Origin of the sequence: Lentzea indica, from assembly GCF_012184385.1 — a bacterium.
Lineage (GTDB): Bacteria > Actinomycetota > Actinomycetes > Mycobacteriales > Pseudonocardiaceae > Lentzea > Lentzea indica.
This window is the reverse complement of the sequence record NZ_VSRL01000010.1, coordinates 25,570-38,898: the sequence shown is the minus strand read 5'-3', so window position 1 is coordinate 38,898 and position 13,329 is coordinate 25,570. Positions and strand designations below refer to the sequence as shown.

The following is a 13,329-nucleotide window of genomic DNA, read 5'->3' as shown; positions in this document are numbered from 1 at the left end:
GCGGGCAACACTGCTACTACGAGAGGTCGAGCAACTCGTCGTCGATGATGTTCAGGAGGTCCTCGACGGAGACGTTGCGGATGTCTTCGTCCGAAGTGGACACAGGCTTCTTCAGGCGCCCGAGCAGCTTCTCCAGGCGATCGCGGATGGCGTCGTGATCGTCGGCCGAGGAGGAAACCAGCGCGGTCTCGAAGCGGGCCAGCTCGGCCAGAACGGAACCGTCGGCCGACGAGGACAGGCCGGCGAGCAGGTGCTCGGCGACCAGGCGCGGCGTCGGGTGGTCGAAGACCAGCGCGGACGGCACGGGCAGGCCGGTCGCGGCCTTCAAGCGGTCGCGCATCTCCACGGCGGTCAGCGAGTCGAAACCCTGGTCGCGGAACGCCTTCTCCGCGTGGATCGACTCGACGCCGGAATAGCCGAGCACAGCGGCAGCCTCAAAACGCACCAGGTCCAGCAGCACACGCGACCGGTCGGCCTCGGAGAGGCCGGCGAGCTTCTCCTGCAACGCGATCTCGGCGCCGGAAGCGTCAGCCTCCGAGGACAAGGCCGCGGCGACCTCGGGAATCGCGGAGAACAACGGCGACGGACGTGACGCGGTGAAGCCCGGCGCGAATCGAGCCCAGTCGGTGTTCGTGACGGTCAGAACCGTTTCGCCGTCCGACACCGCCTGCACCAATGCCGTCAGCGCCAGCTCAGGGTCCATCGGCAGCACGCCGTGGCGGCGCAGCTGGTCGTAGGCCTCCGGATCGGCCGCCATGCCGGCCTCCGCCCACGCGCCCCACTGCACGGACGTCGCCACCAGACCCTGACCGCGGCGGAACTGCGCCAGGCCGTCCAGATACGCGTTCGCGGTCGAGTACGCGGGCTGGCCTCCACTGCCCCACGCCGCCGCGCCCGACGAGAACAGCACGAACGCGTCGAGATTCCCGGTCAGCTCGTGCAGGTTCCGCGCCGACACCATCTTGGCGCGCAACAACTCCCCCAGCTGATCAGCGGACAACTCGGCCAACGGAGCGTCGCCGCTGTCAACACCGGCGCAGTGGACCACGGCGGTCAGATCCGGGAAACGTTCCAGCAGCTCTTCCAAAGCAGCGCGGTCGGCGACGTCGCAGGCCTCGACCGAGACCTCGGCGCCGAACCCTTCGAGCTGGGCGACCAGGTGCTCGATCCCCGGTGTCATCGGGCCACGGCGCGAGGTCAGCACGATGTGCGAGGCACCACGCGCGGCAACGGAACGAGCCACGAACCCGCCCAGCGCACCGGTGCCGCCGGTGATCAAGACTGTGCCGGACGGCGTCCAGTCCTCGCCGTGCTCACCACGCGGCGCCGGCACGAGGCGACGGGCGAACACACCGTTGCCGCGCACCGCGATCTGGTCCTCTCCCAGGGAGTTCGTCAACGCGGCCTGCAGACCCTGCGCGATCTGGTTGTCCACGCCGCCAGGCAGGTCGATCAGTCCACCCCACCGGCGCGGCATCTCGAGCGCGGCGACCCGGCCCATGCCCCACAACGCGGCCTGCACCGGCGACGTCACGATGTCGCCGTGCCCGGTCGACACGGCGCCGCGCGTCACCGTCCACAACGGAGCCTCGACTCCCTCCAGTGCCCGCAGCAGCTCCAGGGTCCCGGCCAACGGGTAGGGCACGTCGCCCGAGTCGTCCGCGACACCGAGCAGCGACGCGACGCCCGTGAACTCTCGACCGGCCAGCGAAGCGATCTCGTCCGGGGACACCGCGACCCCGCCGAGGATCTCCACGACGTCCCGTGTCCACGTGTCCCACTTCCCCGGCGGTACGACGACCAGCCAGGACCCGGTGAACGCACCGGACATCGACAGCCGGTGCCACGACTCCCTGAACCGCCAAGAGTCCACAACGGACTGCGAACGCTGCCGTGTTCGCCACGAGGACAAAGCGGGGACAACGGCTGCCGCCACCTCGGGATCGAGATCCAGCACGGAGGCCAGCTCGTCGTTCTCCACCAGCTGCCAGAACGCCGCGTCCAGCGGATCGGCCTTGCCTGCCGCGACCTCGGGCTCCGGCCAGAACCGGGAACGCTGGAACGCATAGGTCGGCAGGTCGACGCGCACCGCTCCGGCGCCCTCGAACAGCACGGTCCAGTCGACCGGGACGCCCGCGACGTGCAGGCGCGCCAACGCCGACACCGCGGAAGCCTCCTCTGGCCGTTCACGGCGCAGCATCGCCACGACAGCGGTGTCCAGCGGCACCGCACCGGTCTCGGTCATCTCCGCCACCAGCGCCGACAGCACGCCATCGGGACCGAGCTCCAGGAACGCCGACACACCCTGACGCCCCAACGCCCGCACGCCGTCGGAGAACCGCACTGCCTCACACACGTGCCGCACCCAGTACTCCGGCGACGTCAGCTGGTCGCGCACGGCCAGCTGCCCGGTCACGTTCGACACGACCGGGATCTGCGGCTCGGAGAACGACAGTCCCTCGACGACCGCGCGGAAGTCGTCCAGCATCGGGTTCATCAAGGGCGAGTGAAACGCATGGCTGACCGTGAGACGCTTAGTCTTGCGGTCCGCGAACCGGTCCACGACCGCCGCCACGGCATCCTCGGTGCCCGCGACGACGACCGAACGGGGCCCGTTCACCGCGGCCACTGAGACGTCCGGACCGAGCAGCGGCAGCACTTCCTCCTCGGTCGCCTGCAGCGCGACCATCGCCCCGCCTGAAGGCAGTGCCTGCATCAGCCGCGACCGCGCGTCCATCAACCGGCAGGCGTCCTCCAGCGAGAACACCCCGGCCACGTGGGCGGCGACGATCTCACCGATCGAGTGGCCGCCCACGAAGTCCGGCCGCACACCGAAGGACGCGGCCAGCCGGAACAGCGCCACCTCGATGGCGAACAACGCCGGCTGCGTGTACCGGGTCGCGTTCAGCGCGTCGACGTCGTGGCCCCACATCACCTCCCGCAGCGAGACGTCCAGGTGCTCCAGCACCGCGTCGAACGCCGAGGCGAACACGGGGAACCGCTCGTACAGCTCACGTCCCATGCCGAGCCGCTGCGAGCCCTGCCCGGAGAACAGCACGGCCAGCGGCCGCTCGGAGGCGACACCGCGCGTGATCTCCGTGCCGTCCACGACGACGGCGCGGTTCTCCAGCTGCGCCCGTGCCGACACCAGTGATGCCGCCACGTCCAGAGCGGGGGCGTTCACCGAGCGCAACCGCTCCAGCTGCGCGTCCAGAGCAGCGGACGTCTTCGCGGAAACCACCCATGGCACGACCGAGAGCACCGTGGACGGCTCCTCCGGCTTCACCTCGACCTCAGGCGCCTCCTCCAAGATCACGTGTGCGTTCGTGCCGGACACACCGAACCCCGACACGGCAGCACGTCGTTCACGCGAAACCGAAGGCCACGGCTGGTCGGACGTCAGCAGCTCGACACGACCAGTCCCCCACTCCACGTGCCTCGAAGGCTCAGTCACGTGCAACGTGCGCGGCAGAACGCCGTGCCGCAACGCCATCACCATCTTGATCACGCCCGCGACACCCGCGGCGGCCTGCGTGTGGCCGAGGTTCGACTTCACCGACCCCAGCCACAGCGGAACCGAGCGGTCCTGCCCGTAGGTCGCGAGCAACGCCTGCGCCTCGATCGGGTCGCCCAGCGTCGTACCCGTGCCGTGCGCCTCGACCGCGTCGACGTCCGAAGTGGACAGACCGGCGGACGCAAGCGCTTGCCGGATGACTCGCTGCTGCGACGGGCCGTTCGGCGCGGTCAATCCGTTCGACGCACCGTCCTGGTTGATCGCCGAGCCGCGCAGGACAGCCAGAACGGTGTGCCCGTTCCGCCGCGCGTCCGACAGCCGTTCCAGGACCACGAGACCGGCACCTTCTGACCACCCAGTGCCGTCAGCGGAATCCGAGAACGCCTTGCAGCGGCCGTCCGCGGCCAGTCCGCCCTGCCGGGAGAACTCCACGAACGTCTGCGGCGTCGACATGATCGTCACGCCGCCCGCCAGCGCGATCGACGACTCCCCCGACCTCAGCGACTGCGCCGCCCAGTGCAGCGCCACCAGCGACGACGAGCAGGCCGTGTCGACGGTGACCGCCGGGCCCTGCAGACCCAGGGTGTAGGCGACGCGGCCGGAAACGACACTGCCCGCCGTGCCGGTGGTCCAGTAGCCCTCGGTGCCGGCGGGCGCGTCCAGCAGCCCTGCGCCGTAGTCGTGGTACATCACGCCGGCGAACACACCGCCGTTCGTGCCGCGCAACGACACCGGGTCGATGCCCGCCCGTTCGAGCGCCTCCCACGACACCTCCAGCAGCAACCGCTGCTGCGGGTCCATCGCCAGCGCCTCGCGCGGCGAGATCCCGAAGAACTCGGCGTCGAACTCCGCGGCGTCGTACAGGAAACCACCCGAGCGCGTGTGCGAGGCGCCGTCGAACAGCTTCTCCAGGTCCCAGTTGCGGTCCGCCGGGAACGGCGACACCACGTCGGCACCCGACGTCACCAGCCGCCACAGGTCCTCCGGCGACGACACACCGCCGGGATAGCGGCAGGCCATGCCGACGATCGCGATCGGCTCGTCCGGTACCGCCCGCACGGCTTCCAACGGCACAAGGGCAGCGCGCTCACCCAGCAACTCGGCCCGCAGATGCCGTGCCAGAACCACCGGAGTCGGGTAGTCGAACGCGACCGGCGCGGACAGGTGCAGGCCCGTCGCCGCGGTCAGCCTGTTGCGCAGGTCGACCGCTGTCACCGAGGTCAGACCGAGCTCGCGGAACGTCTTCTTCGACTCCGCCCGTTCCGCGCCGGTCAGCCCGAGCACGCCCGCGACCTCGGTGCGCACGAGGTTGAGCAGGAAGATGTCCTGCTCCTCCGTCGACATCGCGACCAGCCTCTGCCGCAACGCCGCCAGGTCGCGCTCGTCGGGGGACGCCAGTCGCGCGGACACGTCGATCAGGCCGCGCAGCAACGCCGGCACCTCGGTCGACGACGTCTGTTCTCTCAAGGCAGCACTGTTGATCCGCATGATCACGGCCTGCGCCAGGCCGGCGGAGCTCGCGACGTCGAACATCGCGGTGAACTCGTGGGTCGACAGCTCACCCACCCGCGACGCCGTCGTCGGCGCGTCCGTCGACCCGACCGCGAGGAACGTCGCGGCCAGCTCGCGCCTGCGACGGTAGCGGGCCAGCGCGTCCAGGAACGAGTTGGCCGCGGCCTGCTCACCGGAGCCGACCAGTCCGAGGGCACCGGCGACCGTGCAGAGCATGACGAACGCGGTGACGTCGCCGTTCTTGGTGAGCTGGTGCAGGTTCACCGCACCGTCCACAACAGACCGGAACACGTCGGAGCGGGGCAGGTTCGACGACGGTTTCGCCGGGTGCTCACCCTCGCCGTGGATGACCGCGGTGATCGGCCTCTTCAGCTTGCCCAGCACCTCAGCCAGTGCGGCGCGGTCCGCCACGTCGCAAGCGGCGACCGCAACCCGCGCGCCCAGCTCCGACAGCTCCGACTCGAGTTGCGCCGTCGCCTCGTCGGTGCGGCCGCGCGGGCTGATCAGCAGCAGGTGCCGTGCCCCGTACGCGGCGACGAGATGCCTGGTCAGCGCCGCGCCCATGGTGCCGTCCGCGCCGGTCACGACGACCGTGCGCTTGGGGTCGATGCGCAGCACCTCGTCGCTGTCGACCGACGCCGACACGCGTTTGAGCCGGGGCATCAGCGCGATGCCGGATCGGATCGCGAGCTGTGGTTCGCCGGCGGCGACCGCGAGCGGCAGCACACCCGCGGACGGCGCGAGGTCGTCGATGTCGATCAGTGTGAAACGGCCGGGGGACTCCACCTGCAGCGACCGCAGCAAGCCCCACACCGGCGCGTGCACGAGGTCGCGCACGTCCTCGACACCGGCCGCGACAGCGCCACGCGTCAGCACAACGAGCCGGGACTGCGCCAGCCAGTCGTCGTTCACCCACGTCCGCAGCACACCGCCGACCTTGCGCAACGCCTCCTGCGCGGCCGTCGTGAGCTTGCCGCCGGTGTCCATGTCGTCGGGGCAGCACAGCACCGCCACGTCCGGCGCGGGCTCTCCGTCCACAACGGACACGTGCAGCGCGGCCGCGTCGGGGTAGGTGGCGACGTGAACGCCTGCCGACACAAGAGAAGCGGTGAGGCCGAACATGTCCGGGCCCACGACCGCCCAGCGCTTCGCCAGCTCCAGGCTGGTGGTGCGGACCGACGGCATCGGGGCCCAGTCCATGCGCAGCAACGACTCGTGCTGCCCGCCGCTCGCCGCGCGCAGCCGGGCGGGGCGGTCGAGCAGCACGTGCCGCGTGATCTTGCCCGAGGTCGTGCGCGGGATGTGGTCGATCTCGTACAGCTCTTCCGGGACCTTGAAGTTCGAGAGCTGCTCGCGGCAAGCGTCGTACAGACGCACGGGATCGAGACCCTGCTTGCCGGGCACGACGAACGCGATCGGCACCTCGCCGAGGATGTCGTGCGGCTTGCCGACGACCGCGGCGTCGGCGACGCCGGGCACCTTGAGCAGCACCTCCTCCACCTCGCCGGGGTGGATGTTCTCGCCGCCGCGGATGATGAGCTCCTTGACGCGGCCGGTGATCGTGACGTAGCCGTAGCGGTCGCGCTTGGCCAGGTCACCGGTGCGGTACCAGCCGTTCGGCATCGCCTGGGCCGTGGTCTCCGGCTGGTTGTGGTAGCCCGCCATGAGGCTCGGGCCGCGCACCCACACCTCACCCTCGGCCTCCGCGTCGACGTCGACACCGGTGTCCGGGTCGACCAGCCGCACCGCGAGACCAGGCACCGGCAGACCGCACGAACCCGGAACCCTGGTGCCGTGCGCCCAGTTCACCGCGATCAGGCCGCACGTCTCGGTGCTGCCGTAGCCATCGAGCAGCGCGACACCGAACAGGGCCTCGAACTCGACGCGCAACGCAGGCGGGCACGCGGAACCCGCGGTGAGACAACGGGTCAGGGCGCTCGACGAGACCTCCCGCGTGCGCGCGACTTCGAGAAGATGGTGGTACATGGCGGGAACACCGCACATGAACGTGTAGTCGTCACCTTCCAGCGCGGTCAGCACTTCGTCGGCCGCGAACCCGTCGAGGATGCGAGCACTGGCGCCGACCGCGGTGACCCCGACGACGCACAGCACGTGCGCGAGGGAGTGGTGCAACGGCAAGGGCCACAACACCTTGTCGTCGTGGTGCAGGCCGATGACCGGGGCGTAGCAGGCGGCGACCGACCACAGGCAGCTGCGCTGGGTCGACAGCACGCCCTTCGGTTTGCCGGTGGTGCCTGAGGTGTAGAGCATGAACGCCACGTCGTCCAAGCCCTGGTCGTCGCGCGCGGGGTTCGCGGGGCCTCGCGTCGTCAGGTCTTGGTACGACACAACGGAGTTGCCGCGCGGGAGCGGTTCGTCGCCGCTGACGACCACCTTGAGATAGGGACGGCCCGGCAGCAGCTTGCGGACCTGGTCGAGGTGCGCGAAGTCGGTGATCACGACGCGGGCGCCGCTGTCGTCCAGCACATAAGCGAGCTCGGCGTCGGCTGAGTGCGGGTTGAACGGCACCGCGACCGCGTTCGCGCGCGTGACACCGAGGTAGCTCTCGATGATGTCAACGCCGTTGCCGAGGAAGATCAGCGCCCGGTCACCCGGCTGCAGCCGCAGTTCGGCGAGGTGCCCGCCGAGCCGCCAGGTCCGCCGCTCCAGTTCCGCGTACGTGACCGCGCGGCGTGAGTCCGCGAACGCGACCTTCTCCGGCGCGTTCGCGGCGTGGTATCGCAGCAGCTCGGACAACGGCCGGATCAGCTCGGTTCGAAACATCCCGACGGCGCTCCCTATTTACTGGCGGGGTGGCTTGCACCTCGAGCGATGCTAGCCTCGGCCTCATCGGTCCAGTAAGTAGGAAATCCCCTAGCACCCCCCTAGGACCCCCCTATCATCCCGCCCGAAAGTGCTTTCCCCTGGCGGAGGAGTTTTGCGGAGCTCGCCCGGTGCTAATCTTTGATCACCGGCCCGGAAGAGAAGCTCGAACAAATACACGGTTCAACTCCGCCAAATGTTTTACCTACTCCTCGGAGGGGCATTCCAATGACTCAGGCGCAGCAGACGGTGAACCTTCCCAGCTCGGTGTTCACCGGCCTGACCGAAGTCAGCGAGATCGCGGCGACCGGAAACGTTCTCGGAGTCATCAACTACACCACCGAGTGCACCGACCCGCGCGTCGAGAATGGCCAGCTGAGGCTCGACCTGCACATGGCAGCCACCGACAGCGAAGCATTCGCGGAGGTGTGGACGACCGCTCGCCCTGTCGAGACGGGCGAGCACCACGGTGCCGTTTACGCCCACGACGGGGAGTACCTGCTCGTCGCCGGCCGGATCGCCCCGACGGGCCGCTACACCGAGGACACCCGCGCCGCGTACGTCGCCGCGCTGGACCTGATGGACACGCTCGGTTACAAGAACTGCTTCCGCATGTGGAACTTCATCAACGACATCAACGCCGACAACACCGAGGGCCTGGAGATCTACCGGGACTTCTGCAAGGGCCGCGCGGAGGCGTTCGAGCTCTTCCACTTCGGCGACAAGGAGGTGCCGAGCGCGACCGGAATCGGCTCGCAGGGCGGCGGGATCGCGTTCTACTTCCTCGCCTCCCGCTCCGCCGCGCTCACCTCGGTGGAGAACTCCAAGCAGATGGCCGCCTACCACTACCCGAGGCAGTACGGCCCGCGCCCGCCCAAGTTCGCGCGGGCCACCTACCTCGCCGCCACGCACACCGACCGCAGGTCAGGGCAGCTCTACGTGGCGGGCACCGCCAGCATCCGCGGGCACGAGACGCTGCACGACGGCGACATCGTGAAGCAGGTCGAGCTGTCGCTGGACAACATCGAGCACCTCATTTCCGACGAGAACCTGGCGGACTACGAGATCACGCAGGGCAATTCCTTGCTGAACCTCGACAACATCAAGGTCTACGTCCGTCACCGTTCCGACATCCCGGCCGTGCGGAAGATGTGCGAAGAGCGTTTCTCCCCGAACGCCCGAGTCCAGTACCTGAACGTCGACGTCTGCCGTGCCGATCTCCTCGTGGAGATCGAGGGCATCGTCGCCTGAATCGTCCAGCCGAACCAGAACCAGGAGCGAGAACAATGCCTCAGACGGTGAAGCTGACGGAGTTCACGTACACGCAGACCGCAGCCCCGTGGATGACGTTGCCCGCCACGCAGCAGCCCCACTGGCACCACCACCCCGACTACGACCTGATCGAAGCAGAACTGTCCGGCGCGCTGCCCCTGGTCGCACATTCCGAAATTCGCGAGGCGAAGCGAGCACTCGGCCTGGCCGCACTCGGTGAGGCGCGCGTCCTGCAGCTCGGCGACTGCGCGGAGACCTTTTCCGACGCCGACCCGCTGACAACTTCCCGAAAGGTGCGGAACGTGCAGCGCGTCGCCGCCCGACTGGCGGAACGGACCGGCCAGGAGGTGGCACGTTTCGGACGGATGGCGGGCCAGTACGCGAAGCCTCGTTCGAGCAACTTCGAAACTGTCGACGGGGTCGATCTGCCGTCCTTCCGTGGCGAGCTGGTCAATTCGTTCGAGAACGACATTTTCGCCCGCCGGCACGACCCCGAGCGAATGCTGCAGGCCTACGACGCCTCGGCCGCCGTTGTCCGAGAAGTGCGCGCCCATTGGACGGGAAGTGCCGAGGAACTGTCCGGTGGCCCGTGGGTAGCTCACGAGGCATTGGTGCTGGATTACGAGAACGCGCTCATTCGCACGGACGACCGCACCGGGGAGCAGTTCCTCACCTCGACGCACTTCCCGTGGATCGGTGAGCGCACCCGCCAGCTCGACCACGCGCACGTCTCGATGTTCGCCGCGATCGCGAACCCGATCGGCGTCAAGGTCGGCCCGACCGCGGACCCGGACACGGTCGTGAGGTTGTGCCAGCTGCTCGACCCGCACCACACGCCCGGCCGGTTGACCTTGATCATCCGCATGGGGCGCGAGGACGTCCACATCGCCCTGCCTCCGATCGTCCGCGCGGTGCGGCGCGCCGGCCACCCCGTCGTCTGGATCTCGGACCCCATGCACGGCAACACGGTCACGGCCGAATCTGGGCGAAAGACTCGACATGTCGCCCATATCATCGAGGAGGCCACGGCGTTCCGGCACATCCTGGAGACCGAGGGCGCACACGCGGCCGGTTTGCACCTGGAAGTGGCCGCGACCGACGTGACGGAGTGCGTCGGCGGGCCTGTCCCCGACGAGAAGGCTCTCTCCGAGCGCTACGAGACCCTCTGCGACCCCCGGCTGAACCCCGAACAGGCGCTCGGAGTGATCGACTCGGTTTTCTGACTCCCAGAAGATGTAACCCAGACAGGGAAACAGATGACGTCACCGCAGCCGGCCGGCCCGGCCGCAGCCGACACCACCCCAGAGTCCGTTGCGGCGGACGTGGCGGTGGTCGGCTGCGGCCCGGTCGGCCTCGTTCTGTCCATCCTCCTGGCCCACAAGGGATGGCGGGTCGTCATCCTGGAGAAGTACCGCGGTCAGTACCCGTTCCCGCGCGTCGTCGCGTTCGACGGCGAGACCGCGCGCTCGTTCGCGTCGGCCGGCATCGGCGCCGACCTGATGGAGCTCGGGGAACCCCTGGGCCAGTACATGTTCCAGAACGCCGAGGGCCGGGAGCTGTTCTCGTTCGAGGCCCCCTACGAGCCCGGACGTGACGGCTGGCCGATCGCCACCGTGATGCACCAGCCGACGTTCGAACGTGCTCTGCGCGAGCACGTCGCGTCCCTGCCGAACATCACGACATTGTTCGGGCACAAGGTGGAGACGATCGCCGACCACGGCTCGCACGTGTCGCTGACCGCGTCCGGTTCTGATGTCGCCGGTGACGTGACGGCCTCCTGGGTCGTCGGGTGCGATGGCGCGAACAGCTTCGTGCGCGACGTCATGGGCACGCGGATGATCGACCTCGACTTCAAGCACGACTGGTTGCTGGTCGACGTCGTCTTCCACGAGAAGCGGGCGTTCAGGCCGAACGACGTGCAGGTGTGCGATCCTGCGCGGCCCACGACGATCGTCGCTTCCGGTCGCGGGCACCGGCGGTGGGAGTTCATGAGGCTGCCGGGTGAGTCGATCGAAGAGATGTCCACTGTGGAGCGCATGTGGGAGCTGCTCGCGCCCTATGACGTGACTCCCGCGAACGCCGACCTGACGCGGAACATCGTGTACACGTTCCAGGCGGCGATGGCGGACAAGTGGCGCAACGGACGACTCTTGCTGGCCGGCGACTCCGCGCACCTGATGCCGCCGTTCGCCGGGCAGGGCATGTGCTCCGGCATCCGTGACGCGACGAACCTGGCGTGGAAGCTCGACCTCGTGCTGCGGGACATGGCTTCTGACGCGTTGCTGGACGCGTACCAGGCGGAGCGTGCTCTGCAGGTGCGGCACACGATCGAGATGTCGATCGAGGTGGGCAAGATCGTGTCGGAGCTGGACCCCGTCGCCGCGGCGCGGCGGGACGCGTTCCTGATCGCCATGCAGTCCAAGCCCGAAGGCGTCGACCTCGCGCCTTCCGCCTATGCGCTGGAGGACGGCGTTGTCCGGTGTGGCGCTGATGGGATCTTGCTGCCGGATGGCGAGTTGTCGCCCCAGGGTGTTGTCGCGCGTGGTGCCGTGCGGGACCGGTTCGACGACGTCGTGGGGCGTGGGTGGCAGCTCATCACCACGCTGGACCCGTACGAGGCTCTGGGTGAGGACGAGCTCGAGTTCCTGAAGACGCTCGGGACGCACCTGGTGCGGGTGATGCCGGCCGGGATTCCTCCGAAGATCGCTCGGGCGCACGAGGTGGTGGACGTCGAGCGGCTCTACCTGCCTTGGCTGGCCGGGCACAGGAAAGTCGCGGCGCTGGTCCGGCCGGACTACTACGTGTTCGGGTTCGCGAAGGACCGGGCGGATCTGCCCGCGCTGGTGAACGAGCTCAGGGGTCAGCTCCCGCTGCTCTGACAGCAGCGGGAGCTCCACCCCCGGTCGCGCTAGACCAGGACTGGGGCAGGGCGTGGCGGCGGCACCACCCAGCCGACGGTCAGCGGGTCTGCGCTCCCGTCGCGCTCCGCCGTGGGTTCGGTGTCCTCGAACGCGTGGAGAACGTTGCGGCGGGCGGCGCGGTCCGGGTCGAGCCAGCCCGGTGGGTAGAAGCGCGGCAGGCCGTGCACCATCCTGACTTCCCACGTGCTGTGGTGGATCAGGCGGTGGTGGTTGCGGCACAACAGCACGGCGTTGTCGACGGAGGTGCCGCCACCGTTGGACCAGAACCTGACGTGGTGGGCGTCGCAGTGTTTGGGCGGGCGGTCACAGCCGGGGAAGGCGCAACCCTGGTCGCGGGCCACCAGCACTCGGCGGATCGCGGCCGGGAAGGTTCTGGCCTTGCGGCCGATGTCCAGCGGCTGGGAGCGTTCGCCCAGGACGAGGGGGATGACGCCCGCGTTGCAGGCGAGCTGGCGGGCGTCCGCGGCGGGGATGCGCTCCCGGTTGTCGAGCATCGCCTGACCTGCCTGGTTCACCAGGTCTTCGTAGCGCATCGTGAGGGTGAGGCTGACCGGTTCGCCGCCGTGCTCGGGCAGCTGGTCGGCGCGCAGCACCAGGTCGACGAGCTCGGCGAGCGCGTCACCTTCGCGTTCGGAGCGCGAGCGGAGATCTGGGCCTTCCTCTGGCGTCTCCGGGCGAGGCTTGGCCAGCGGGTCGATCAGCGCCTCGTACTTCGCGCCGGTGATCCTGTCCAGCTTGGCCCAGATCTCGAGGTGCTCGCCCTTCCAGCGCATCACGTGCTGGTTCACCGGCGGCGCGGGCTCCTGGTCGGAGGGCTCGGGATCGTCCTGGTACAGGCGGTAGGCCAGTTCCTTGCCGAAGGAGCGGACGGCGCTCGGCTCGTGGGCCCGCGCGAACTCCACCACCGGGGCTTCGGCTTCAGCGGGGAGCTTCTTCATCACCTCGGCGACAGCGGCGATGTGGTCGGCTGAGAGCGTGCCTTCGGCGACGGCCGCGGCCGTCACGGGCAGATCGGGCTCCAGCACGCTGCCGGTCGGCGTGATGTCGTGGCTGAGCGCGTGGGCGTTCGCGAGCCATTGGCGGGCCGTCCTCAGGTCCCAGCGGACCGCGTGCCGCAAGACCTGCGGCAGATCTTTGTAGCCCAGCTCGTCCGCCGCGCCACGGCGGTCCAGCTCCGCGATCTTCTGCAGCACCGCGTGCTCGCGAACCCGGATCTCCACGACCTCGTCGACGACGCTGCTCAGCAGCTCGTCGGTGGACAGGAGACACAGGTCGGGTTCGCTCACG

5 protein-coding genes are annotated in these 13,329 nt (G+C 69.1%); 3 read left to right on the top strand and 2 right to left on the bottom strand.

Translation table 11 applies throughout. The annotated features are described in order from the left end of the window. Positions 1-16: 16 nt before the first annotated feature. A complete protein-coding gene (locus FXN61_RS50080) occupies positions 17-7,810 on the bottom strand; it encodes a type I polyketide synthase (RefSeq protein ID WP_188134681.1) in 7,794 nt (2,597 codons plus the stop codon). A 267-nt stretch (positions 7,811-8,077) separates the two neighbouring features. Here FXN61_RS50080 and FXN61_RS04720 point away from each other — a divergent pair, with 267 nt between their 5' ends. From FXN61_RS04720 to mhpA, 3 genes are read left to right on the top strand one after another with little or no spacing between them, the layout of a single operon-like run. Next, entirely contained in the window at positions 8,078-9,100 is a 1,023-nt protein-coding gene (locus FXN61_RS04720; RefSeq protein WP_167970593.1) for an FkbO/Hyg5 family chorismatase, read from the top strand. A gap of 35 nt (positions 9,101-9,135) precedes the next feature. Then, positions 9,136-10,344: a 3-deoxy-7-phosphoheptulonate synthase gene (locus FXN61_RS04715; protein ID WP_167970591.1), complete on the top strand. Its 1,209-nt coding sequence runs from the start codon at positions 9,136-9,138 to the stop codon at positions 10,342-10,344. A gap of 33 nt (positions 10,345-10,377) precedes the next feature. Next, positions 10,378-12,000 carry a bifunctional 3-(3-hydroxy-phenyl)propionate/3-hydroxycinnamic acid hydroxylase MhpA gene (mhpA, locus tag FXN61_RS04710; RefSeq protein ID WP_167970589.1) on the top strand — a complete coding sequence of 541 codons (1,623 nt, stop codon included), beginning with the start codon at positions 10,378-10,380 and terminating at the stop codon, positions 11,998-12,000. Positions 12,001-12,029: 29 nt separating this feature from the next. Here mhpA and FXN61_RS04705 read toward each other — a convergent pair whose 3' ends face one another. Next, positions 12,030-13,328, bottom strand: coding sequence for an HNH endonuclease signature motif containing protein (locus tag FXN61_RS04705; protein ID WP_167970587.1), 1,299 nt, complete (start codon positions 13,326-13,328; stop codon positions 12,030-12,032). Position 13,329 lies beyond the last annotated feature (1 nt).

Bases quoted from the DNA above. Each gene is read 5' to 3' on its own strand.
- mhpA (WP_167970589.1), top strand. From the start codon at position 10,378: ATGACGTCACCGCAGCCGGCCGGCCCGGCCGCAGCCGACACCACCCCA.
- FXN61_RS04715 (WP_167970591.1), top strand. From the start codon at position 9,136: ATGCCTCAGACGGTGAAGCTGACGGAGTTCACGTACACGCAGACCGCA.
- FXN61_RS04720 (WP_167970593.1), top strand. From the start codon at position 8,078: ATGACTCAGGCGCAGCAGACGGTGAACCTTCCCAGCTCGGTGTTCACC.
- FXN61_RS50080 (WP_188134681.1), bottom strand. From the start codon at position 7,810: ATGTTTCGAACCGAGCTGATCCGGCCGTTGTCCGAGCTGCTGCGATAC.